The 23,283-nt window shown below is 59.5% G+C and carries 24 protein-coding genes and 4 pseudogenes; 13 read left to right on the forward strand and 15 right to left on the reverse strand.

From position 1 onward, the window contains the following. Positions 1–53: 53 nt before the first annotated feature. Positions 54–1,640 carry a glucoamylase family protein gene (locus tag NKH52_RS16125; RefSeq protein ID WP_352731958.1) on the reverse strand — a complete coding sequence of 529 codons (1,587 nt, stop codon included), beginning with the start codon at positions 1,638–1,640 and terminating at the stop codon, positions 54–56. 434 nt (positions 1,641–2,074) lie between these two features. On the opposite strand from NKH52_RS16125, the gene NKH52_RS16130 reads away from it, so the two are divergent. Further along, positions 2,075–2,365: a hypothetical protein gene (locus tag NKH52_RS16130; protein ID WP_352731956.1), complete on the forward strand. Its 291-nt coding sequence runs from the start codon at positions 2,075–2,077 to the stop codon at positions 2,363–2,365. 472 nt (positions 2,366–2,837) lie between these two features. On the opposite strand, the gene NKH52_RS16135 is transcribed toward NKH52_RS16130, so the two are convergent. The 5 genes from NKH52_RS16135 to NKH52_RS16155 form a co-directional block, all read right to left on the reverse strand. Beyond that, positions 2,838–3,269, reverse strand: a complete 432-nt coding sequence (locus tag NKH52_RS16135; RefSeq protein ID WP_352731953.1) for a hypothetical protein — start codon at positions 3,267–3,269, stop codon at positions 2,838–2,840. Positions 3,270–4,188: 919 nt separating this feature from the next. Continuing rightward, positions 4,189–5,094: an NAD-dependent epimerase/dehydratase family protein gene (locus NKH52_RS16140; RefSeq protein ID WP_352731950.1), complete on the reverse strand. Its 906-nt coding sequence runs from the start codon at positions 5,092–5,094 to the stop codon at positions 4,189–4,191. Positions 5,095–5,142: 48 nt separating this feature from the next. Further along, the gene (locus tag NKH52_RS16145) at positions 5,143–6,174 is read right to left on the reverse strand and encodes an aldo/keto reductase (protein WP_352731948.1); all 1,032 of its coding nucleotides are present in this window, start codon (positions 6,172–6,174) and stop codon (positions 5,143–5,145) included. Between the two features lie 62 nt (positions 6,175–6,236). Continuing rightward, positions 6,237–7,262: an L-glyceraldehyde 3-phosphate reductase gene (mgrA, locus tag NKH52_RS16150; protein ID WP_352731945.1), complete on the reverse strand. Its 1,026-nt coding sequence runs from the start codon at positions 7,260–7,262 to the stop codon at positions 6,237–6,239. Positions 7,263–7,435: 173 nt separating this feature from the next. Continuing rightward, the gene (locus tag NKH52_RS16155) at positions 7,436–8,401 is read right to left on the reverse strand and encodes a LysR family transcriptional regulator (protein WP_502908037.1); all 966 of its coding nucleotides are present in this window, start codon (positions 8,399–8,401) and stop codon (positions 7,436–7,438) included. Positions 8,402–8,691: 290 nt separating this feature from the next. Here NKH52_RS16155 and NKH52_RS16160 point away from each other — a divergent pair. The 3 genes and pseudogenes from NKH52_RS16160 to tnpC all read left to right on the forward strand — a co-directional run. Beyond that, positions 8,692–8,874 (forward strand): annotated as a pseudogene (locus NKH52_RS16160) (transposase); the annotation flags it as partial. A 252-nt stretch (positions 8,875–9,126) separates the two neighbouring features. Continuing rightward, positions 9,127–9,483 (forward strand): IS66 family insertion sequence element accessory protein TnpB, encoded by a 357-nt coding sequence (tnpB, locus tag NKH52_RS16165; protein ID WP_352732134.1) that lies wholly within the window; start codon positions 9,127–9,129, stop codon positions 9,481–9,483. 69 nt (positions 9,484–9,552) lie between these two features. Next, positions 9,553–10,526, forward strand: a pseudogene (gene tnpC, locus NKH52_RS16170) (IS66 family transposase). A gap of 26 nt (positions 10,527–10,552) precedes the next feature. On the opposite strand, the gene NKH52_RS16175 reads toward tnpC, so the two are convergent. After that, positions 10,553–10,855: a hypothetical protein gene (locus NKH52_RS16175; protein WP_352731943.1), complete on the reverse strand. Its 303-nt coding sequence runs from the start codon at positions 10,853–10,855 to the stop codon at positions 10,553–10,555. 267 nt (positions 10,856–11,122) lie between these two features. Then, a pseudogene (locus NKH52_RS16180) lies at positions 11,123–11,363 on the reverse strand (recombinase family protein); the annotation flags it as partial. A 639-nt stretch (positions 11,364–12,002) separates the two neighbouring features. On the opposite strand from NKH52_RS16180, the gene NKH52_RS16185 reads away from it, so the two are divergent. Genes NKH52_RS16185 through NKH52_RS16200 form a run of 4 tightly spaced genes read left to right on the forward strand, consistent with a single transcriptional unit; the run spans position 12,003 to position 16,234 of the window. Beyond that, on the forward strand, positions 12,003–12,305 hold the full coding sequence (locus NKH52_RS16185; protein ID WP_352731941.1) for a hypothetical protein: 303 nt from the start codon (positions 12,003–12,005) through the stop codon (positions 12,303–12,305). 47 nt (positions 12,306–12,352) lie between these two features. Further along, entirely contained in the window at positions 12,353–13,024 is a 672-nt protein-coding gene (locus NKH52_RS16190; RefSeq protein ID WP_352731938.1) for a 2Fe-2S iron-sulfur cluster-binding protein, read from the forward strand. Further along, positions 13,021–13,974, forward strand: coding sequence for an FAD binding domain-containing protein (locus tag NKH52_RS16195; RefSeq protein WP_352731935.1), 954 nt, complete (start codon positions 13,021–13,023; stop codon positions 13,972–13,974). The genes NKH52_RS16190 and NKH52_RS16195 overlap by 4 nt, the downstream gene beginning before the upstream one ends. Then, positions 13,967–16,234 (forward strand): molybdopterin cofactor-binding domain-containing protein, encoded by a 2,268-nt coding sequence (locus tag NKH52_RS16200; protein ID WP_352731933.1) that lies wholly within the window; start codon positions 13,967–13,969, stop codon positions 16,232–16,234. The genes NKH52_RS16195 and NKH52_RS16200 overlap by 8 nt, the downstream gene beginning before the upstream one ends. Positions 16,235–16,554: 320 nt before the next feature. Here the strand turns inward: NKH52_RS16200 and NKH52_RS35500 are convergent. Continuing rightward, a pseudogene (locus NKH52_RS35500) lies at positions 16,555–16,865 on the reverse strand (transposase); the annotation flags it as partial. A gap of 362 nt (positions 16,866–17,227) precedes the next feature. Here NKH52_RS35500 and NKH52_RS16210 point away from each other — a divergent pair. Beyond that, positions 17,228–17,416, forward strand: a complete 189-nt coding sequence (locus tag NKH52_RS16210) for a hypothetical protein (protein ID WP_352731931.1) — start codon at positions 17,228–17,230, stop codon at positions 17,414–17,416. Here NKH52_RS16210 and NKH52_RS16215 read toward each other — a convergent pair. After that, positions 17,413–18,132, reverse strand: coding sequence for an SOS response-associated peptidase (locus NKH52_RS16215; protein ID WP_352731930.1), 720 nt, complete (start codon positions 18,130–18,132; stop codon positions 17,413–17,415). The two genes, NKH52_RS16210 and NKH52_RS16215, sit on opposite strands and share 4 nt — an antisense overlap. A gap of 52 nt (positions 18,133–18,184) precedes the next feature. Here NKH52_RS16215 and NKH52_RS16220 point away from each other — a divergent pair, with 52 nt between their 5' ends. Beyond that, positions 18,185–18,445 (forward strand): hypothetical protein, encoded by a 261-nt coding sequence (locus NKH52_RS16220; RefSeq protein WP_352731928.1) that lies wholly within the window; start codon positions 18,185–18,187, stop codon positions 18,443–18,445. An 11-nt stretch (positions 18,446–18,456) separates the two neighbouring features. Continuing rightward, on the forward strand, positions 18,457–18,702 hold the full coding sequence (locus NKH52_RS16225) for a hypothetical protein (protein ID WP_352731925.1): 246 nt from the start codon (positions 18,457–18,459) through the stop codon (positions 18,700–18,702). 53 nt (positions 18,703–18,755) lie between these two features. Here NKH52_RS16225 and NKH52_RS16230 read toward each other — a convergent pair whose 3' ends face one another. After that, a complete protein-coding gene (locus NKH52_RS16230; protein WP_352731923.1) occupies positions 18,756–18,926 on the reverse strand; it encodes a hypothetical protein in 171 nt (56 codons plus the stop codon). Positions 18,927–19,037: 111 nt separating this feature from the next. After that, positions 19,038–19,787, reverse strand: coding sequence for an ATP-dependent DNA ligase (locus tag NKH52_RS16235; protein ID WP_352731920.1), 750 nt, complete (start codon positions 19,785–19,787; stop codon positions 19,038–19,040). Between the two features lie 109 nt (positions 19,788–19,896). On the opposite strand from NKH52_RS16235, the gene NKH52_RS16240 reads away from it, so the two are divergent. After that, the gene (locus NKH52_RS16240; protein WP_352731918.1) at positions 19,897–20,085 is read left to right on the forward strand and encodes a DUF3606 domain-containing protein; all 189 of its coding nucleotides are present in this window, start codon (positions 19,897–19,899) and stop codon (positions 20,083–20,085) included. Between the two features lie 829 nt (positions 20,086–20,914). Here the strand turns inward: NKH52_RS16240 and NKH52_RS16245 are convergent. Both NKH52_RS16245 and NKH52_RS16250 read right to left on the reverse strand, forming a co-directional pair. Beyond that, the gene (locus NKH52_RS16245) at positions 20,915–21,067 is read right to left on the reverse strand and encodes a hypothetical protein (protein ID WP_352731915.1); all 153 of its coding nucleotides are present in this window, start codon (positions 21,065–21,067) and stop codon (positions 20,915–20,917) included. A 312-nt stretch (positions 21,068–21,379) separates the two neighbouring features. Next, positions 21,380–21,679, reverse strand: a complete 300-nt coding sequence (locus NKH52_RS16250; protein ID WP_352731913.1) for a hypothetical protein — start codon at positions 21,677–21,679, stop codon at positions 21,380–21,382. 178 nt (positions 21,680–21,857) lie between these two features. On the opposite strand from NKH52_RS16250, the gene NKH52_RS16255 reads away from it, so the two are divergent. Next, a complete protein-coding gene (locus tag NKH52_RS16255; protein ID WP_352731911.1) occupies positions 21,858–22,751 on the forward strand; it encodes a sensor domain-containing diguanylate cyclase in 894 nt (297 codons plus the stop codon). Positions 22,752–22,828: 77 nt separating this feature from the next. On the opposite strand, the gene NKH52_RS16260 is transcribed toward NKH52_RS16255, so the two are convergent. Further along, on the reverse strand, positions 22,829–23,254 hold the full coding sequence (locus NKH52_RS16260) for a hypothetical protein (protein ID WP_352731909.1): 426 nt from the start codon (positions 23,252–23,254) through the stop codon (positions 22,829–22,831). Positions 23,255–23,283: the final 29 nt, after the last annotated feature.

The following is a 23,283-nucleotide window of genomic DNA, read 5'->3' on the forward strand; positions in this document are numbered from 1 at the left end:
TTTCGGAGAGAATATGTTGTCCCGGCTCGCCCTTCGTCATCCTTCTGATGACATTACCGCGGCTGCGTTCGCCTGCTGGCAAAGCCCAGCCTCGCGAGCCCGGCCCGGGTCTCCGGGCAGCTCATGAACAGGCGCCACAGGAGCCCGCTCCGGTAGTTCTCGATCATGACCACGATTGGCCCCTGATCGATGGCGAGATAGGAGTCCGCGTACCAATCCATTGCCGGACTGAATGCGTCTCTGAAGCCATATTCCCCCCAGAGCCGGTCGCCCCGCGAAGCGAAGTGGCGTAGTGCCCGCTCGCTCTCCGCCGGGACGTAGGGAAGGGAGGCAATGGCACCGGTCGGAGCGATCACGCCGCAGTCCCGATCGGGAGCGTGCGCAACGTAGCCGTGGACACTGTCGCTCGCGGTCAAACCCCAACACTCGGCGCTATAGCCGTCGAATTTCTCGGGATTGCGGATGCAATGCGCCTGGTTGATGCGCGTAAAGGCGACGTTCTGGCGCCAATAGTCGGCGTAGCAGTCCCGAAGCCGCCTGGGGTCGAGGCCCAGGAAAGAATAGTGTGCGAAGAAGAGGGGCCCTCCACGATCAGGTCCGAGAGGGAGCGGTACGCCATCAAAGCTTCGGCCGTTGGCAAAGGCCTGGCCTGCCGTCCAGCCGCGGTGATAAACACTCGGATCGATCGGGTGGCGTGGGGCGGAAGCGGCGAGGACGAATGTGATCAGGCACTCGTTCCAGCCATTGATCATATGGTCCATCGCCCACCCGTGCACTGGGCTCCAATGCCAGAAGAGCGAGTCGGAGCCGCGGGTGAACCAGTCCCATTCGACGTCCCGCCAAAGCGTATCGATCAGGCTGCGCAAGATGCGCTCCTTGGCCTCCGGGCCTCTGAAATACTGCCGGGCCGAGAGCAACCCCACCATCAAATATGCCGTCTCAACGATGTCGCCGCCGTCGTCGCATTGACTGAACGGAATGGTTCGGCCGCTGTCGCCATCCATCCAGTGAGGAAAGGCGCCGTGGTGGCGCTCAGCCTCGCCGAGAAAGCACACCATTGTAATCAGGCGATCGAGAGCAGCTTGCCACCCGATCCACCCGCGCTCGACGCCGGCAAGGATCGCCATGATGCCGAAGCCTGAACCGCCGGTCGTGACGACATGCGGTGTCGCGTTGCTCCGCTCGCGCGCGAGGCCGCTGGTCGGATGGCCAAAATCCCAGAAATATCGGAGCGTCTGTCGCTGCACGGTGTCGAGGAGCTCTCCCAAACACGCGTCCGGGTTCGGGGCACCGGCGTGCCTGCGTCCGATGGAGATCCTGGGAAGCGTTTCGATGCCGACTTCAACATGCGCGCATCTGCCGCCGACGCCGCGGGCGTGGGAACTCGGTCCTTGATCGGAAGGCTGCCAATCGCTCTCCGCTCCGAGCGCACGCAACGCCGTATTCGGCAAGCGGCTGTGTGGTGTCGATGTCCTGCCCTTGAACAGGGTGCCAGGGGGATCGAGGCGCCGGGCTTGCGCGTTGCTGAAATCAGCATGCCGATGTTCCGCCAGTGGCCGGCTAGCTTGCAGCAATCGCGTAGGATTGGTTTCGGAGAGCGCGATCGGGTCAGTGTCTGTAAGGAGCGAGTTTATCAACATGGTTTCGCCATCAGGGTTTCGCTTCTTCTGCCCATTATCGGGGGACCGGCTCCTGTTTTGAGATGAGTGTAGTTCCTCGCTGATGACCCACCCCATCGTACGTGGGTAGGCCTGCGTCGTATGTGCGTAGGCGGGGATAAGGTGTTGGTCTGAAAGGACTCATACCTTGGTGTGACGACGCGCCGACGCCGCGCCGGAATGCCGCTGGCACCTCCAACCGGATCGTTTCCGTGGTTGGCAATTTCGTGGCCCGCTCGACTGCTCGTCTTGTGAAAACGCATGCATCGGCGCGGCCGTGCTATCAACAAATTACATCCGTAGTTACGATATATATATACATAGACCAAACGTATTATACTAATAAGGATGACCCATATCCATATCAGTGCTGGCTTCAAAAAAGTCAGATATCCTCAAACTGAAAGGAGTTTACTATGAAAAGATCAACAACAATATTGGCAACACTCGCTCTGGGTGCAATGCTGGCGACTGGCACGGCGACGGCCTCGATGGCGCGCGGTGGCGGCGGCGGTCATGGCGGCGGTGGCGGGCACGGTGGGGGCTTTGGCGGCGGCGGCCATGCCGCCTTTGTCGGTGGCGGCCATATGGGCGGCTTTCGCGGTGGCTATCATGGGTTCAGAGGCCGCGGCTATGGTAGTGATTTTTATGGCGACGGCTACTGCGGTTACCCGTATGGGTACACTATTTTCCCATACTGTCCGTGATCCGCAACGTCGAATCCGGGCCCCACAGCACAGTGGGGACCGGATTCGATTCCGATGGGGTGCGTCTATGAAGTCGAACGTGGTCTTGGTCGCTGAGGACAAGCACGCCCGGTCGAACCCAGTGGCGAGCTTTGCGCGGACGGAAGGCTGATATCCCAGCGAAAGCTACGGCCCGTACCTGGTCATTCGATTGTCAAAGCTATGCTTGGACGGGTCTCCAGCACGACATGACTGCGGAACCGGTCTGTCACGGTGGCTGCGACTTCGTCGGCTTCGCAAAGCCTGCCTTGTCCAAGCCGATCTGCAACGGCAACGTCGCCTCGCACAGGTTTTTGCCGAGAACGAAAGCAACTCTCCAGCCCCGTGCGGTTGCAGAACACAATAACGGGGACGGCGACGGCTCGCTCTCAAACCTTTGCGTGTGAGCGCACAACAGGTTCCGCCCGCAGCACTGAATTCTGCCGCGAACGCATCAGGATTCGCGGTTCATCGACTCTGCCCTCAAGGCCGATCCCGACCGTCGTGGTCCTGCAAATGCGGGCGCCCTGGACACTCCGGCAAGCAAGTCCGCGAGGCCCCTGTCGTCGATGTTTACCGCTTCCTCCAAGGTGAGGCCAAAGCTGTCCAGCCAGTCCTCGAAGTGGAATGGATCGACGGCCACCGCATACGCGTTGTCGATGGAGGAAAACCACCATTTCTGCGTCTCGGGAGAGGCGAGGGCGAGTTCGTGGCAGTTCCTTCCGCCGCTGGATATTTCCCTGGAGACCCGGCTGAATTGCTCGGTGTGAAGGCCAATCATGGCGTCGTGGGCGTCGAACGCCACCGGACTGCCGACGTCAACCAGCTTGCCCTCCAGCCAAACTTGATGCTGGGCCGTGGCAGGAAGGCGGAAGGTATTCCTCATACCATGTAGCTCCGTGGCTGCGTCCCCCCAATCGCAGACCTTCCAAGATGCCGATTTGCCCGGTCGTGGATGGGAGGGGCCGGGATTTGCGCACGGTGCGCACAGGCGGGCCCTGGGCCGCGCATATAGTGGAACTCCGGCCTGTAGCGCGGCGCGATGAATTCGCGAACCGCAGATACCAGCTGTGTAACGAGAGCCTGTAATTCCATGGCGCATTCCTTTCCCTGCTCGCAGCGCTATCCGACGGACCCGCAGCAATCGCAGATAGATTGGGTGCTTCGGCGAGGTGCGGACAGTAGATCGCCGCCAAGCCGTGCTGGTCTTCGGCGCACCAACTTCGGGACGCGTTAAATGCGCGCCGTAGATCATTGGTCGGTTCACCAGAGATTCACTTTGATTTCTTCCCGGTTATTTTAGACGGGCTGCACTTCCATTCCATTGTATGAGGGTCTGAGCTGACTATCTGCTCAGATGGCGGGCCATATACGACGGTATGTGCTTGGCGCTGCCGGGTATCAATGTCGTCTCAACCGAATCGACTGGCTGCTGGGCCAGTCGATTCGGTATTGTTCTCGAGACCGACAATGCTCGCGCCGGCAAACTCAAGTTCGAGCCGTTCGGAGAAGTTGAGCCGGAGTTCTCCTGGGACAGCGCATCTGCGACCCGCTGCCTGATTTTGGAAACGGCGGATCATTTCCTGCTCGGGTCATCCGCCGGATGTGATCGCAAACGGCCCTTCGCCGTGGACCGAGCGGCCGTCGCTCCGGATGTGCGACAGAGTCTCAAATGCCGGGACAAAACGCCTAAAGCGCGTCGCATTTTGAACGGATTCAGGCGACGCGCTTAAGGTCTCGTTTTTTATGCCTGTCGTTTTCCCAAAACCGGTCACTTTTGGGCGACATGCATTAGGACAGATCGGCTACACATATTGCCGCCAGTTGTGACGTTCCTTGAAACCCAGGACGTCGCGGATCTTGCGATTGGAGAGCGGAGCCTCCGAGGCCTTCAATTCCCGGGAGAGGGGAGTATTGGGCGCCCATTTACGCAGGAATTCCGCCGTAGGCTCATTGGCGGTGATTTCGTCGTTGACGGCATTGAATACCTGAAAGCCGAGACCGTCCTTGCGGACGCAAAGATCGACGATCTGACCCAGGTCGCGCGCGTCGATGTAGCTCCAGGCATTTCGTTTGCGCGACGGTGGATCAGCCAGGAAGGCCGGGAAACGCTCATACTCGTGCGGCTCGATGACATTGCCGATGCGCAATGCATAGATATCGGCGCCTGAGCGCATGGCAAAGGCGCGGGCGGTCTTCTCGTTGACGACCTTCGACAAGCCGTAGCTGTCCATCGGGTCGACGTCATAGTCTTCCTCGAGCGGGAAGGTCTTGTAATCCTTGTCCCCTTCCGCGAAGCAGACACCATAGGTGGTTTCGCTCGAGGCGATGATGATCTTGCGGATGCCGAGCTTTGTCGCCGCCTCGATGACATTGTAGGTCGAAACGACATTGGCCTGGAAGGTGACGTTGTCGGGGCGCAACAACAGGGCGGGGATGGCGGCAAAATGCACGACAGCATCCACCGGTGCGGGCCCCTTGCCGGTGGTGAGCCCGCTGCTGTCGAAATGCATCGACAGCGCGTTGAAGGCCTGCCCGCTGTCGGTGAGGTCGGTGATCAACGTCCTGACACCGGGGTGGGCGAACGGTACCAGATCGAGGTTGAGCACCTCGTGGCCGCGCTCCAGCAGGTAGGGAATAGCATGCCGGCCGGCCTTGCCGGTGCCGCCGGTGAAGATGATGCGCTTGCCTGGGATATCGGATGCGGACATGCTGAGCCTCCTTTGATGTTTATCGATGCGGTTCGTGTGCCGCCAAAGTCAGCGGCCACCCTCGATCTTGCGGTGGCGCTGGCTTATGCCGCCCGTTCCATAGGGATACTCCGACATTTCCGGTTTGCTCGCCACATTGAGTTCGGCAATGGTTTCGTCCGTCAGCGTCAGCTTGGCCGCACCGAGATTGTCGGCCAGTTGCTCTCGTGTCCGGGCCCCGAGAATAACCGAGGTGACCGCTGGCTGTGCGGCGACCCATGCCAGCGCGACCTGCGCCATGCTCGCCCCAAGCGCTTTTGCGGTATCTTCCACCGCCCCAATGACGTTCCAGGTGATCGGCCTGGCGTTGCGGGCGGCGAACGCTTCCATGCCGCGTTTGGGATTTTCGCCAAGGCGCGTGGCACCCGCCGGCATCTGGTCGCGCTTGTATTTGCCTGAGAGCCATCCGCCGCCTAGCGGCGACCACGGCAGCAGGCCGATACCGGCGTCGAGCGTGGCCGGCACAAGCTCATGTTCGATGTCGCGGACCAGCAGGCTGTATTGTGGTTGCAGCGTCACGGGTGGCGCGTAGCCATTGGCTTTGGCCAGCCACGCCGCCTTGGTCAGGTGCCAACCCAGGAAGTTGGAGAACCCGTAATAGGCGATCTTGCCGTTGCGGATCGAGTCGTCAAGAAAGCGCAGCGTCTCCTCCAGCGGCGTCAGCGCGTCCCAGGCGTGCATCTGGTAAAGATCAACCTGCCCGACGCCCAGGCGCTTGAGCGAGGCATCGAGCGCTGCCCCAAGATGCTTGCGCGACAGGCCGAGATCGTTCGGTCCCGCGCCCATGGGGAAACGACCCTTGGTGGCGATCACCAGATCCTTGGCTATTCCTGGCTTGCTCTTGAGCCAGCGGCCGATGATTTCCTCTGACACGCCGACGCTGTAGACGTCGGCCGTATCGATAAAATTGCCGCCGGCCTCGACATAATCATCCATAAGCGCGAAAGATGTAGCTTCGTCGGACTCGTGTCCAAAAGTCATGGTGCCGAGGCAATAGGCCGAGACGACGGCGCCGCTATTGCCGAGCTGGCGATAGTCCATGTTCTTGCTCCTTTAGGGATCTCAATCGGGCTGTCGCGCCGCGGGCCGATGCTATCGTCTCCTCAGTCTGCCCTTGATTGAGCTCGCCAGAGGTCGATCCCACCCTCGGTTGCGTACCTGTCGATTTTGTGGAGTTCTTCGGTAGTGAATTCGAGATTCTCCAAAGCGCCGAGGGAATCATCGAGTTGGGCCGCGTTGCGTGCGCCTACCAGCGCGCTCGTTACGCGCGGATCTCGCAAGGTCCACGCGATCGCCATCTGGGCAAGTGTCTGCCCGCGGTCGCTTGCGATCGCGTTCAGTCCGCGAACTCGCTCTATATTTGCATCACTCAGCAACTTTGTGTCGAACGAGCCGCCACGCGCCGCACGCGCGCCGTCTGGGACGCCATTCAGATACTTTGATGTCAACAACCCCTGGGCCAAAGGCGAAAATGCGATACAGCCGGCACCAAGCTCTCCCAGTGTATCGAGCAACCCGTCCTCAATCCAGCGGTTCAGCAAGGAGTAGGAGGGTTGGTGGATAAGCAGGGGAATTCCTTCCGCGCGCAGGAGGCGCTCGGCTTCCCGAGTGCGATCTGGCCCATACGATGAAATGCCGACGTAAAGCGCCTTGCCTTGCCGCACCATCTGCACGAGCGCGGCGACGGTTTCTTCGAGCGGAACATCCAATGTCGGGCGGTGGGAATAGAAGATATCGACATATTTGACATCCATTCGCTTCAGGCTCTGTTCGAGCGATGCAAGCAGGTGCTTGCGGGATCCACCCGCGCCATAAGGACCCGGCCACATATCCCAACCGGCTTTCGACGAGATGATCATCTCGTCGCGGTGGCTCAAAAAGTCCTTTTTGAGGACCAGTCCGAAATTCTCTTCCGCCGACCCGTACGGCGGGCCATAATTGTTCGCCAGGTCGAAATGAGTGACTCCCTCGTCGAAGGCACGCCGGACCACCGAGCGGCCGGTCTCGAATACATCTTGACCACCGAAGTTCTGCCACAGGCCCAACGAAATCGGCGGGAGCTTCAGCCCTGATCGACCACAGCGGCGGTAGGCAATCGCGTCGTATCTCTTCGCATCTGCAACGTACATCCAAGCCTCGTATCTGCATTGCATGCGCCATTTCGGTCCATCGGCCGCGCAGCATTCGATGGATTGAATAGCATCGCCGATTAATGAATCAATGGGCGAGAGGTAATCACATCAATGAGCTGTACTCATCGATCGCCAGCTAATGGTCACCCACGGTTTGGCCTCCACAACTTTCATTTCAGCGGATTGATATCTCGTATCACCTGTATGAGGGCACTGATCCCGAACGGCAGTTGCCGGCGACTCGAGTAGTACATGGACAAAGGCGGGCCGATTGAAGACCATTGCGGCAGGGCCACTTCCAGCCGCCCTGCTGCAAGGTGAGGACTAGCGAGCTTTTCCAGGCAATAAAACAGACCAATACCATCGACCGCAGCATTGATGGCGAAGGCAGATTCACTTGAGATGAGTGAGCCAGGAACGTCGATCTCGCGCCGATCGTCGCCCTGCTCGAATTCCCATTTGTAAATCTGCCCCCGCCCCGTGCGGATGCGGATACATTGATGGGAACGAAGATCGTCAGGCAATTCCGGCCGACCGCGGCGCTCGAAGTAAGCCGGTGCGCCGACAACCACCCACTTGAGTGGCGGCGTCAATGGAATGGCGATCATGTCCTCCGGTATCGTGCCACCGTATCTGAGACCGGCGTCGAAGCCTTCCGCCGTAACGTCGACGAAGTGATCGTCGACCGCAATCTCCAGTTCGATGTTGGGAAAGCGCTGCAGGAAGATCGGCAATGCCGGGCGCAGAAGTAAAGTCGACGCATCGCGTAGTACATTCAACCGCACACTCCCGGCGGTCCCTTCGTGGTGCCCGTGCAGTTCTTCCAGGCCGGAATTGATAAGATCGAGGCCAGCACTCACTTTTTCGGCAAGCGCGCTTCCTGCTACCGTCGGAGCAACACTACGGCTCGTCCGGTTTAGCAGCCTTACGCCAAGTCGCTCTTCAAGCGCTTTTACCCTGTGGCTGAGTGCTGACGCGGTTACGCCGAGATTGTCCGCAGCCTTTCTAAAACTGCGATACTGTACGATTAGCAGGAATATCGAAAGGTCGTACACTTCAGCGCGACTGAGCGACATAACAACTCCCATTATCGAGATCGCCACGGCCTGGGCGTTGGTGCAGAGATAAAAACTCACCGATGTGGCATTGAGCAGACGACATTGAAATCCTCACGATTGATCCACCATGCCACACAAAAATAACGCCGCCACCCGCTGTCGGATTGGGGGACGTGGAAACTCGTCGACCGCGCCTTTCTGGAGATTGGCATCGAGCGTCGCTCTCTCCGCCATTTGATATGGCAAGCAACTGTAATATTTGTGAATTTCTTTTTAGTTGTGGCCAACCCCAGTAAGCGGTGTTCTGACGCCACCTTTCGTATCGGGCTGTGAAGGACGAGGTTCGGAGCCTTTGAGGGCTTCGACATATGACGATTTCAGAGATTACGCTTAAGTCCAGCGATTCTGAGCCTGTGCGACGGTTCGAGGTTTTCTCGGGCACCGGCCGGCGGCGCGAATGGTTGCCGGAGGAGAAAGCGCGGATCGTGGCGGACAGCTACGAAGCCGGCGAGACCGTGAGCGCGGTGGCCCGGCGATACGCTTTGTCCCCGCAGCAACTATTCGCCTGGCGTCGGGCCGCTCGTCTGCCGTTGAAGGAAGCGCCGGCAGCAGAACCAGAACCGCTATTTGTTCCGGCGGTGATTGCAGCGCCGAGGCCTGACCCAGCGGCAAGGCGGCCGCGGAAGCAGAAAGCCGCCCGGGATGCCGGCGTGATCGAGCTGGAACGGCGTCGCCATGCGGGTCGGCCGTGGCGCCGACGCCAGGACGGTGGCGGCGGTGATCCTCGCGCTGAAAGCGCCGTCGTGATCGGGCCGACGGGCGCGGTCAAGGTCATGGTCGCGATGAAGCCCGTGGACTTCCGCAAGGGTGCGGAGGGGCTGGCCGCACTTGTTCGCGAGACGATGGGTGCTGATCCGTTCAGCGGCGCGGTTTACGTCTTCCGCGCCAAGCGGATGGACCGGATCAAGCTGATCTTCTGGGACGGCACAGGAGTTTGCCTTTATGCCAAGCGCCTGGAGGACGGTGAGTTCCGCTGGCCGAAAGTGCATGACGGCGTCATGCGGCTGACGGCCGCGCAGTTGTCGGCGCTGCTCGAAGGTCTCGACTGGCGGCGGGTCCATGAAGCCCGCCAGACCCGTGTTCCGGTGCAAGCGGGCTGATCCGCGACCAAGTGAATCAGGCCGGATTCCACTGTCGCCCGACACAGACGAATATGGTCTGATCCGCTCATGGCGATGACGGCTGACCAGCTTCCCGACGATCCGGATGCGCTGAAGGCGATGGTCCTGGCGCGCGACGTCGAGAATGCGCGGCTGATCCAGATCATCAAGGAATTGCAGCGTCACCGCTTCGGCCGAAGAGCTGAGACGCTCCCGTGCGCCGCCCCAAATATGCTTGTCGCGCCTGCGAGGACGTTGTCGTGCAGGCTCCGGCGCCCGCGCGGCTGATCGAAGGCGGCCTGCCGACCGAGGCGACGGTCGCCCAGGTGCTGGTGTCCAAATATGCCGATCACCTGCCGCTCTATCGTCAGGCGCAGATCTACGCCCGGCAGGGCATCAATCTCGACCGTTCAACCCTTGCCGACTGGGTCGGCCGCGCCGCCTGGCATCTGCGTCCGGTGCACGAGCGGCTGCTTGGCAAGTTGAAGACTCGCCGCTTCTACGAACTCGCTACGGCCGGTCCCGCGCCGATCGCCAGCGAGGCGCTCCAGCGGATCGCCGAACTTTACAGGATCGAAGATGATATTCGTGGACGATCCGTCGAGCAGCGCCGCGCCATACGCCAGGAAAAGAGCCGCCCGATCGTCGTCGATCTCGAACCCTGGCTGCGCGAAAAGCTCGGTCTGATCAGCCAGAAGACAAAACTCGCCGAGGCGATCCGCTACACGCTCTCGCGCTGGGACGGCCTCTCGCGCTTCCTCGACGATGGTCGCATCGAGATCGACAGCAACACCGTCGAGCGCTCGATCCGTCCCATCGCGCTGAACCGCAAAAACGCACTCTTCGCAGGCTCCGACGGCGGCGCCGAGCATTGGGCCGTCGTCGCCTCGCTGATCGAAACCTGTAAACTCAACGGCGTCGAGCCCCTCGGCTACCTCACCGACGTCCTCACTAGGATCGTCAATGGCCATCCCAATAGCCAGATCGACGATCTCCTGCCGTGGGCTTACATCCCGACTACCGAGACCAGGGCCGCGGCCTGAAAAACACCACGCCCTGTCTCTGATGCCTAGCGCACGCTGAAGAAGCCGCTTTCACGCGCTGCATCGAAGCATAACTTGCTTGGCCGAGGGCCTTTTTTAAACGCGGCCTCGAACGCGGCAAAGCCGCGATTATAATCTTTTGAGCCCTGGTATTTGATAAATTTGCTCATAGAGCCAAATATCGCCGTAACAGGGCACGAACCAAAAGCCGCCATTATGTATCCGCCTTCATACGCGGCCGATTTGGCGTCAGCGTTTGCTGACACGGGCAAACTAATAGTCAGTGCTACTGCCGTAATAACACTTAAAATTGTGGTTCCGATTCTCACTTTTTATCCCCTGTGTCGCCCTACAACTACTGCCCATTCATTTGCGCTGCCGGTCAAGTTCTCTATTAGCAAACACACGTATACACTCAGGCCAGCTATGACCGAATTCGCAGTCATCCCGATCATGTCCCTCTGCCAGTGGTGCCAAACAGCGCTTGCCCTGGACTAAACGTAAGCTCTGGAATCGTCATGCGTCGAAGCTCTCAAGGCTCCGAGCATCGTTCCTCACGGCCACGCGCGAAAGGTGCTTCCGGAACAGCGCTTACCGTGAATGAGGTTGAGAACATCCCGCGTGTCGCGCCCCAGCCGATCGAGGCGTGTGACGACCAATTCGTCTCCTGGCCGCAGGAAGTCTATGATCGTTGCCAGTTCCGCTCGACCGTCTCTGCTGGCACCCCGAAACTTTTTCCGATCGGATGATGCCGCACCCTTCGGACTTTAGTTTGGCAATTTGAATTTCCAGGTCCTGGTCGATCGTGCTGACGCGGGCGTAGCCAATCCTGCTCATCGGTTGTCACCTCAAGGTTTAGCCCGAGGCTACATTGTCACAAATAGTCGCTGTCAACTCCGATGTTACGGTTGACGAGCGGAGGCTCGTTACGTCACGCCGGGGCATACCCTGAAGTGACCGCTTTGCGCCTCATATCCGACATTGAGGTCTCCTTGGTCGTTTCCCGAAAGTAGACGGCAAGCTCGGGCGGGATGTGTCCGGGTTTGACCCAAACGCGACCTTACGAGTGCGATGAGAATGTGTGACCAGGGCAAGATTGTTGCTGTTGACGGTGGGATTCTTTGGCGAGAAGAATAGGCTCTGGGCTATACGCCGGCCCGGACTGCTGGGTAGAGCCCAGATGACAGCAGGATCGTGCCGGAGATACTGGTCCAGTCCTCGCTGCGCGAGATCGGAACACGGCAGGATGTTGACCACGGCGTTCTGCGGGTCGTTCGGACCGAACGCTTTGTCGTAGTTGAATAGGAACGGCACGCGGATCAGCGAAGCTCCGGATTGGAGAGCTTCTTTACCAGATCCTGGCTGTCGTCCTGCCTTCAGGTCGGCATTTGAGACCGGGCATTATTTGCTGGTGCTTTCGCCATTTGTAGCCTCTTTGCAAAGGATTTGACTTTTTGGCCAAATTGCCAAGAATGAATGCGGGCAGGCATCCCAAAGGCCGGCGACGCCGATGCAACACTTAGCCGAGATTGCCTCAACTTTTTTTCGACTGCAATTCTGGCGCTCCGCGATCAGTTCGATGCCTGGCACCTGATCTTCGACGTGGAGAGCCATGTCGATCGGCCGACGGACGGCTTCGGGGCTTCCATCGACGCGCTGCTGGCAGTGTCGCCAGTTGGCATTGCGCGCGCTGTCGAAGAAATTGCCACCGGCTTTATCGTCGGCATGCGATCGTGGCCACTCCACCCGCTACTGACCGTCAATACTTCACGCTGCTGAGGTTGAAACCTGGATTTAAACCTTAATTATCCAGAGAGGAACTGAAGATGGCTCGCAAGAACTCGGTAACAGTGGGTGAGGGCGGACCGACCCGCCGCGCCGTTCTCGAGGCCGGATTGGCCGTCAGTGCCGTCGCCATTGCCGGACCTATAGGAGCGTATGCCGCCGGCGAGCTTAGCGCCGATCCCGTAACGCAACAGGTGCCGGTGATGCAACAGGTTGAAATCTCGATAAACGGTCAGGTACGCAGCCTCACGGTCGACACTCGCACAACCCTGCTGGACGCACTTCGCGAACACCTTGGTCTGACCGGGACCAAGAAAGGTTGCGACCAGGGCCAATGCGGCGCCTGCACGGTGCTGTCTAACGATATGCGGATCGTCAGCTGCTTGTCCTTCGCTTGTATGCACGAGGGCGACACCATCACTACCATCGAGGGGTTCGGCGAACCCGAGCGTCTGCACCCCATGCAGGCCGCCTTCGTGGAGCATGACGGATTCCAGTGCGGCTACTGCACACCCGGGCAAATCTGCTCGGCGGTAGGAATGTTGAAGGAGCACCAAATGGGCTGGCCCAGCCACGCTACTGCCAACGTGGCTGACCGGAAGCTTGCGCTCAGTGACTCGGAAATCCGCGAGAGAATGAGCGGCAATCTCTGCCGCTGCTCGGCCTATCCGAACATTTTAGCCGCGATAAAAGACGCAGGAGGCCTCAAATGAAGCCGTTCACTTACGAGCGCAGCACCGATGTTCACGGTGCGATCGGCGCCGTTGCCGCCCGCCCAAATTCTAAGTTCATAGCCGGCGGCACCAACCTGATCGACCTCATGAAGATGCGGGTCGAAACCCCGGCTCATCTGGTGGATGTGAACCGTCTGCCCCTCGCCAATATCGAGGATCTCGATGGTGGGTCCTTGCGTATTGGTGCATTGGTCCGCAACAGCGCACTCGCCGGGGACATAAGGGTCCGTGAGCGGTACCCGATGCTCAGTGAAGCGCTGCTTGCCGGCGCCTCAGGCCAGCTCCGCAACAAGGCGACAACCGGCGGCAACCTGCTGCAGCGGACGCGCTGCTTCTATTTTTACAACACCGCGATGCCCTGCAATAAACGCGAGCCAGGCTCCGGTTGCTCGGCGCTTCAGGGGCTTAACCGCATTCACGCGATCTTGGGCGCCAGCCCTGAATGCATCGCGGTGCACCCATCGGACATGGCAGTCGCTCTGACCGCGCTGGACGCACGTGTGGAAACGTTTTCCACCGACGGCAAAACGCGCGAGATAGCCATGACCGAGTTCCACAGGCTGCCCGGGGACACTCCGGACGTAGAGACGGTGCTGAAGCCCGGAGAGTTGATCACCGCCGTCACCTTGCCTCCGCCACCGCCAGGCGGGCAGGCTTACCGCAAGGTTCGCGACCGCGCATCCTATGCCTTTGCACTAGTCTCCGTGGCAGTCGCGGGCGACCAGATCGCGATGGGCGGTGTGGCGCATAAACCATGGCGGGCAAATAAGGCTGAAGAAGCCTTGAAATCCGGTGCCGATCCAGCAGCCGCCGCGGATGCAGAATTGGTTGCCGCCCGCAGCTATGGCGGAAACGAATACAAGATACCTCTGAGCCGCCGGATGATAATCCGTACCATCGCCCAAGCGAAGGAGAACGCCCGTGGCTGATCTCACTCCCGGGTATCCGCGCAACATCCTAGACGAAGACAAACAAGGGGTACTCGGCCGCCCCCTGCCTCGCGTGGAGGGGCCGCTCAAGGTCAGCGGACGGGCCCAATACGCTTATGAGTACGCAGGCCTGGGAAAGGTGGCCTATGGCGTTATCGTCGGCGCGACGATCGCCAACGGCCGCATTGCCGCGATCGATTCTTCGGAAGCCCAGCGCGTGGCAGGTGTGGTGCTGGTGATGACGCACCTAACCGCTCCGCGCCAGGCAGACTATGTGACCTTCGACGAACTGCCATCCCCTTTCGCGTCCTACAGCGTTGCCAGGCCATTTCTATTTGACGATAAGGTCCGCTACTACGGCGAGCCTGTCGCCTTGGTAGTCGCAGAGACCTTTGAGACGGCGCGCGACGCTGCGGCGCTCTTGAATGTGCGGTACATCGAGGAAGCCACTCCTGCGAGCCGGGTGAAGTCCGTGGCAGCGCAAGCCTACGCGCCAAAGACCGTGCGGGGATTCATCGAAACCGATACGGCCAAAGGCGACTTCGCAGCGGCCTTTGAGGCTGCGCCGGTGAAGATCGACGCTACTTACGAAACGCCATTCCAACATCATCAGGCAATCGAATTGCACGCGAGCATGGCTGTCTGGAACGGTGACGCGGTTACAGTCTACGTATCTACGCAGTTGCCAATCGACTGCCGCGATACAATCGCCGCGACTCTGCAGATTCCTAAGGATAAGGTTCGCGTTGTGTGCAAGTTCGTGGGTGGCGGCTTCGGTGGTAAGTTGGCGACGGAGGCCGACGCGGTGCTGTCGGCGCTCGCTGCGCGTGAACTGGGAAGGCCCGTCAAGACGGCTTTGACCCGGCCGCAGACATTCGTGAATGTCGCGCACCGTACCGAATCCATCCAGCGAGTACGCCTGGGAGCTGCACGTGACGGGCGTCTGCTTGCCCTCGCACATGAGTCTATCGGGCACACATCCGTATTTGACGAGTTTACCGAGCAGATTGTTGATTCGACACGCCATCTTTATGCCGCAGAAAACCGGTGGACGGCTCACAGGTTAGTACGCCTTCACCTGCCGCAACCAGGAGACATGCGAGCGCCGGGCGAAGCTATCGGGATGTTGGCCTTCGAAGCCGCGATGGACGAACTTGCCTACGCAACCGGCCTGGATCCGATCGAACTGCGCATACGCAACGAACCGGCGGTCCACCCTGAAAACGGAAAGCCGTTCTCCACCCGTAAGTTGCTGGAGTGCTACCACGAAGGCGCGAGACGTTTTCGCTGGGAGCGTCGTCCTACCCAACCGGGTACTTTGCGCGATGGACGTTGGCTGGTTGGCTACGGGATGGCGGCGGCTATCCGCAGTAATTTCATGGCTCCATCGCACGGGCGGGCCATGATGGCGGCCGACGGTCGACTGACAGTGCAAACGGCTATGACAGACATCGGTACCGGCACCTACACAATTCTCGCGCAGATAGCCGCTGAAGCGATGGGCCTTCCTATGGACCGTGTCTTGGTAGAAATTGGCGACAGCAACCTTCCGCCATCGCCCGGCTCTGGCGGATCCTGGGGGGCGGGCAGCTCCGGCAGCGGCGTCTACTATGCCTGCATGGCGCTACGCGAACGTATGGCAAAGTTGGTAGGCCTGAACAATCCGGCGCAGATTGAGATCGCAGATGGAATAGTGTCATTCGGTAGTAACACGTTGGCGATTGACGAATTCATGACGAAATTTGCGCCTGGAGGGCTGGAAGCCGATGGCGAGATCAAGCCGGGCAAGGAAATGGAGGATTACTCGCAAAACGCCTACGGCGCGTGCTTTGTCGAGGTGGGCGTCGATATCGACTCTGGTGAAACCCGCCTGCGCCGTATGCTGGGTGTGTTCGCTGCCGGTCGTATCCTCAACGCCAGGACAGCACGCTCGCAGGCGATCGGCGGACTCATCTGGGGACTGGGCTCGGCTCTGCATGAGGAGACTCTGGTAGATGAGCGCTATGGCGTGTTCGTGAACAACGACCTAGCGGGATACCATGTGCCGGCGCATGCCGATGCCGTTGAGGTGGAGGCGATCTTTCTCCCAGAACTGGACGATAAATCGAATCCGCTAAAGTCCAAGGGCATCGGCGAATTGGGGATTTGTGGGGCAGGCGCCGCCGTGGCCAATGCCATCTACAACGCATCTGGAGTACGGGTCCGCAGCTATCCCATCACGCTGGACAAGCTTATTCTGGACCCAAACTTTCCCACCTAGGCGAGGACCTGTTCGACAATCCCCAGGTGGGGTGTCCCGTGGGATCAGCGGACGAATAGAAGGTCAGCCGCTGTGCGTCCGGTGCCAAATTGACAATCGACAATGGCAGCCTCTGGCGCAAAGCGGTCCGCGTACGCTGAACGCCAGGGAAGCGGCGGGTTTGATGCGGCCGGACCGTTTCGCCTTTCAGCCACGCGGTATTGTCGGCTCGTCGCGCGGCTGGACGCGACCCGTTCGGCGTCGATATCACCATGGACAGCGTGGGTCCGTTGCCGGAGGCTGAGTGCCTGCGGCTGAAGGCTGGAGCATGCCATGCCGGGTCATGGAGGGTTCTCCCGGTTCGTCGCCGTGGTGTCCGGCGGTCGCGCGGCTGTCGCCACCGTTCGAACGTCTCGATAATGACCATGCGTCCGCCGCAGCACCGGCATGGCGGACGGAAGTCAGTCGGTTCTACCGAGTTGTCGTCCTCCGACGGCGCAGCGACGTTCAGCAGTTCGCGGGCGCGTGCGAGGCTGGTCTTGCGAGCAGAGCCGGCGAGCAGGCCGTAGTGCCGGATGCGGTGGAAGCCACGTGGCAGGATGTGGAACAGGAATCGGCGGATGAACTCGTCGGTGGCGAGCGTCATGACGGCAACCTTCGAGCATCCTCTGAAGCGCTCGGTATACCAAGTGATTTTGCCGTCGACCTTCATTGGCTTGTGAACCATCAAGCGCTTAGGCAAGTGCTCCGGGTGCACTTCCAGTAGTGTGATCTTGATCTGCGGTTTGCATCGACTGCAATCGAACTTTAGCGTCTGCGGATCGCCGCCGCCGCCGTAGACCATCATCAGGTCGGCCGATCGGCAGTAGCGGACAGTGCCGCAACTGCACTCTGCTTTCACTAGCATATTGTGCCGGGTCGCTTTGCCCAGCGTGTCGATCGGATCGTGCGCCATGAGAACAGAAAAGGAACATTTTCCTTGCCCGTCAAATCTGACTGTGGAATCTTTCTGCCATGAGCGACGAACCAGCGAGACTAGCCGAAGGCATGACGCCGGCACAGCGCGACCCCGTGAAGGTGCTTGGCCACACATGCGAGCGTGACGGCTGTGGCAAGGTCGCCGGCTGGGGCTTTGCCCGGCCGCGCAGGGAATCACATTGGTTCTGCTATGAGCACCGCGGCGACGGCCATCAGTATGTCTAGACGTCGAACAAATCGGTCGGCCCCAAACCGATCTCGTCGATGATGTCGGGCGTGTTGTTGCTTGGTTTCCCAACCTTGCTGTCGATCGGCCACATCTTCATGAGGTCCGATGCATAGGGCTTCATGAGGTCGCGAGGATCTGTTTCCGGCCCGAGCCAGCGCATGTAATCGGCCGGCGCCAGAATGACTGGCATGCGATCATGGATCGTCGCCATCAACGTATTTGGCTCGCAGGTGACGACAGCGAAGGTCCGGATCAACTCGCCGGTCGCCTTGTCGGCATATTCTTCCCAGATTCCAGCCATGGCAAAAGGATCGTCATCCTTCATGGCGATAGCGTAAGGCTGTCTTTTCTTGCCCGAAGGGTCGAGCTTTTGCCATTCGAAATAGCCGTCGACAGGCACCAGGCACCGGCGCGCGGCATATGCCTTTCGGAACAGGCCGTTGCTGGCAATGGTCTCGCAGCGCGCATTGACAGGCGGCGGACGGCCGCCGCCATCGCGCGCCCAGCCGGGAACAAGTCCCCACTTCGCAGAAACGAAACCGGCCATGCTCGTGGAAAGCTCTTCGCGGATAATGATTGGATAGGTCAGGCTGGGCGCCCCGTTCCAGATCGGGAAGCCGTTGCCCAAGCGCTCGATGTCGCCGGGGTGCGCGAACTCGAAGCGCCGCACCATGTCCGGGATTGTCGATTTTACGAAAACGCGTCCACACATTTTATGGTCGTCTCATTGACAAGGATCGAGGCTCGCCCAAAATGGGAACGGAGTGAGAACGAGTCAAGGCTGTCGTAGTGATGCCGAAAAAGCCAAAGGACGTGATGCTGCCGGGGTATCGGGCGTCACAATCGATATCGACGACCGCGACAATCCCAAGGTCTGCCTGGTCGGGCTGTTGACTGATGAGGGGAAGCGATCCTTCACATTGAACGAAAACGGCGCACGGATGATGGTGAAGGCGATGCACTCATTTCTCGATCTTATTGACGGATCAACGTCCGAGACGAAGCCCAAAGGCCCCGCCAACTGAGAACGCAGCGCATGATCAATCCGCCCAAAATACAGGACGAATATCAGGACCGGGCAATCGACTGCCAGGAGGCAATGGAGCCCGGATTTCAGGCGATTGTCGATTGCATGATTGAGGCGGGATGGACGCGAGGCGAGACAATGCGGGCCTTGAAACGGCTCATCGCCGCCGACAACATGACGCAGAAAGAGAATGCCAGGACGGAAACGCAGCTCGCGATTGCGCGGGCCATGATGCGCGCCGGCAAGCCGCTCTAATGCTCGCTGACGCCGGCCTCATCAACTTCCGCTTCCATCTGATCACTGACAGGCTAGACCTTGCCGGCGTCGGCCAAAGGAAGGTCATCAAAACCCTGCAGCCAAGCGTCGGCCTGTTCTTCCCAATACTCCGGCACTGAGCGCTCCTTACCCTCCTTGCGCGCTTGGGCGCCATACATCCAGGCATAGGTGATGCGCTCCTGATATTTCTTGGCGACCGCCATTATTCCTCCTCCCGGTAATCGAGCAGCTTCGCGTGGCGTAGTTGCTCCTCACCTTTCAGGAACTTCACGCGGCCGACAAGACCGGCTTCAGCCATTCCGCCTTGTCTCTCGTCAGGCCTTTCGGCACAGGGCCGCCCACCTTGCCCTGCACGCGGTCCCAGAGGCGCTTGCGTTTGTCGAATTTGAAATTGACGTTGGCGGTGCCGAGATAGCGGCCGTTGTCAGCCATAAAAACCCTTGCCGCCTGGCCCGATCACGCTGAACGCCGATGATGTCCATCTCCTTTTCATCGTAGCACTTGATTTTGCGCCAGTTCATCGTCGGGCCGCTGCGATAGAGACTGTCCCGGCGCTTCGAGACGATGCCTTCCTGCCCAGTCTGGTCCGCGACGTAGTAAACGGCGTCACCCGTGCCGGGCATCGCCTCGCTGAATTGGATGCGGCTGCCGGCTTCAATCATTCCCTCCAGGATGTCACGACGGTCCTCGAGCGGCATGTTGCGGAGGTCGTGGCCGTTCAAGTGCACTAGATCGAACGCAACGAGATAATAATCCTGCGATGGCTCGCTGCTGCTGACAGCCGACTGCAATGCATGAAAATCGGAACGTCCAGCCGCGTCGACCACAATGGCCTCGCCTTCGATGATGAAGTCGTCGGCCTCGATCGCGGCCGCCTGGTCGGCAAGGATCTGGTAGCGTTCCGTCCAGTCGTACCCTCTCCTGGTCAGCACGCGGATGCCGTCTTCGTCCTTGATGAGCTGCGTGCGGTAGCCGTCGAACTTTATTTCGTGGATCCAGTCGACACCCTCTGGCGGGTTGTCGACAAGCTCCGGCTCCATCGGCTTGATGAACTTCAGACGCATGAACTGACCCACACCCGCGATCAATCAGCTTTAGCTAAAATAGTTCCAGAAGGGATGAACAATGCGGACCGGTGCGCGTTGCGGATCAACAACCCCAGGAGGAGCAACCATGCCAGACGACAAGAGCAAGCGTGATTTCCGCGACCGGGACCGGGTATCAGGCGACGAAGAATATGAGGTCGGTTATCTCGCCAGCAGGTTTCAGCTTACGATCCCCGAAGTGCGGGAACTCATCGAAAAACACGGCAATGATCGGGAGACGCTGGAGCGAGAAGCAAAAGCTCTGGGCAGTAAATGACCAAGCTATCGGACGTTGGACCACCTATCCCCGGCAAGCAGCACGGCGGCGAGCCAGCCGACGAGCGGGACAATTTCTACACCTGCCCCATATGCGGGCAACAGGTTGACATGCGCGACCTACGCCAGGTCATTTGGCACGAACGGCCAAAGCACAGACCGCTATTGTCAGTGGTAAAGTAGACCCGCCGCCCCATTCACGGCAGCGGCGGGTGTGTCCCAAAGAGGACGTGCCGGGAGGGCGGTCCCTGCCAAGCCATAACTATTAGCATTGCCTGATGTTCCATCAGAGGTAGGCCCGACCTTGGCCCTCTCCAAGTAACATGTCATGTAACCCCATGTAACATGCTCTGGACACTTGCCCCTGCTATGTTCGAGATAGGACGCGGTGTGGTTCGGACGGGAGATGGGGGCATCACTCGTACAGCCCGGGCTCAGGCAAGCTACCGCGTCCGCACGCTTCTCTTTCTCGCAGTAGCAGACCTTGCTTTCACAGTGTGCGCAGGGACTATCAGGGAGTAGTCGGCACGATCAAGCAGCCGAAGCATCGAGTTGAGTGACCGTGCCGACCATAGCTGGGCACGAGGGTGGGCCTAATGACCAGGCCCCATATGATACTAGACAATGGCATTGCTACAATTACGCCTGATGGCTTACGCCGGACATAGCGCACGTCGCATGCTCTTGCCGGAATAACATGGAACTGGCCTCCATGTGCCACATTAACCCTATGAGCGGTCGATTCCCAAGGATGTAGCCGCTTAAACAGGTCCGCCGCCGGCGCCCCCAATAGGCGGCGGACTCTAACGACGTTCCTTCAAAAACCGGGCTTAACAAAGCAGCGAGTTCCAGTCCGTGCCTATAAGCTTGATCAGGCCGCGCGCATCCGACTCTGAAATGCCGACCTCTTCAGACAAACGTCGGGCAAGCAGTTGCTGAGTGCGAGTGTCCTCGTCCACACGTTCATCGCCATCCTTTTTCATTGGCTCCTCCTTCGAACCAACTTACTGAATGACCTTTGGTTTCACGGATGTGAAAAAGCCCGCCGCCCCATTCACGGCACCGGCGGGCCGTCCCAGGGATGACGGGACTTGCCGGGGCGTTGGTGACCCCTGCTGCCAGAAGACCGTTGAATTTGCAGTTTGCTAAAATGTTCCCTCAATTCGGCGGACTAATTGTTGCCGCCCGGTACTGGAGGCAATAACGGGCCGACCAAGGCTTACGGCCCCTGGCCAGCAGCGCTGTCCGAGGACGCTGCGCTCTGCGGCCGGCAGCTTTCATGGCCAGCCTGAAATCTACGCCCGGCTGCTCGGCGAACACGAGGTCCGCGCGACGCCCTTATAGGAAGCCAGCCGACCGACACTGCGATGCATTGCCAAGGCCTCCCGAAGTGTGCGGCACATTCGAACGGCAAGCCAAAGATCGCCTTCATCCACGTGGCCTTCTTGAAAGTGACGGATCACCGCCGGAGCGATGTGCTCAGCTTCTTCGCTCGCATGGTCGAAATTTCGCTCGGCACAAAGCCGTTCGAAGACCCGTTGGCAGGTCTTCAAATCAGCGGGACAGAGGCTGGAATTGCCGAACCGGTCCAACATCGAGCGCCTCCCATTGCGCACGTGAAAAAAAGTTCCCTCGGAGGTGATTTTGAGAGTGCAGGCGACGGGAGTCAATGAACCGTCAAAAGCGTACATTCCGGGTCGGCTTTCAGCCAAATGCGCGCACCAGCCAATCTCTGCACACACACTCTTAATCTAGACCCGGTAAAAAACCGGTATGGATGAGATGCCTGAGAAGCTTTTCCATCTCTACGACAACACGCCGGTGTTGATGGCGGCATATGACGACTTCGACCGCCTTCGCTATGCAAATCAAGCTTTTCGTTCAGCGTTTTTCGTCGACAAGGATGAGTCGCCGCTTTGGTCAGATCTGATGCGCCGCAACTTCAAAGCGGGTAGAGGGACCGTTGTTCGCGACCCCGATTTCGAAACATGGCTAATTTCGACGCAATCGCGGCGCGGCAAGACCGGCTTCAGGCAGTTCGAGACGGACCTTGCTGACGGCCGTTGGCTTTGGATGACCGAAACGATCCAAAACGGCGGTTGGATGCTTTGCATCGCCAACGATATCACCAAATTGCGGTCCGATGGGCGGTCGGTCCGACAAGACCGAGACAGGGCTATAAAAGCTTCTTTTACAGACGACCTGACGGGCGTTGCCAATCGCCGCTTTGTGAACGCGCGTATGGAAGAAATGCTTCAGCGTCCGGGCGTTCCGGGCTGCGTTTGCCTGCTGGACCTCGACAACTTCAAATACATCAACGATAGGTTCGGGCATCACTCGGGTGACATCATTTTGCGCGACTTCGCGGTGCGGATTCAACGCCAGGTGCGGCGGTCTGATTGTTTCGGCCGTGTGGGCGGAGAGGAATTCGTGTTGGTATTGCCGGCCACCTCTACGTCAGAGGCAGAACTGATTATGGAAAGGATGCTCGCCGCCATTCGCAAATCGAGGCCGCTTAGGGAAAGAGCGGATCTCGGTTACACCTTTTCCGCCGGCATTGCGTTGGCCCTATCGGGCGACGCCGTGGCCGATGTCCTGTCCCGCGCCGACACGGCTTTGTATTCCGCCAAGATGGCGGGGCGCAATCGTATCCATCTGGCGGCTTAAGTTGTTGACGGTCTCCGCGCCGGGCGCTCCCGGCTCAAGGGAATATTTGCTCGGCAGTGGCGCCTCGATTGGACCGCTCATTCGCCGCCTTGCTCGGAACACTGAATATCGACGCCTCCGATAAACACCTTGTTGAGTTTGTCCCAATCGGCGAAGGAGACCTTCGTGTTATTGAAGTCGAAGACCGCAAAGCGTTCGTGCGGCCGATTGCTCATGACCGAGATGAACATTGATATTCCGGCTGCCGCGAGCTCGGGAGGTTGCCCCACAGCCCTAGCTTGCACGTAGGCCATCATCACATTGATGACTGAATTCACTCCGACACCGCTCTCTTCAATTGTAACCTTGCCTTTCGGACCGGGTTGCGCCCGAGTGCCGTTGACGTAGAGATTGCCGTCGGCATCGGCAGCAAACTGCCACCCTTCCTCATCATCCCGGCCATTGGTCGACGGAACACCCAAAATCTGGCTGCCCCGGAACCAACATTCCATGGAGTAGGACATCGTTGCCTGCTGGGTCAGATATGGCAGAT

The organism is Mesorhizobium sp. M1066, from assembly GCF_040318635.1.
GTDB lineage: Bacteria > Pseudomonadota > Alphaproteobacteria > Rhizobiales > Rhizobiaceae > Mesorhizobium.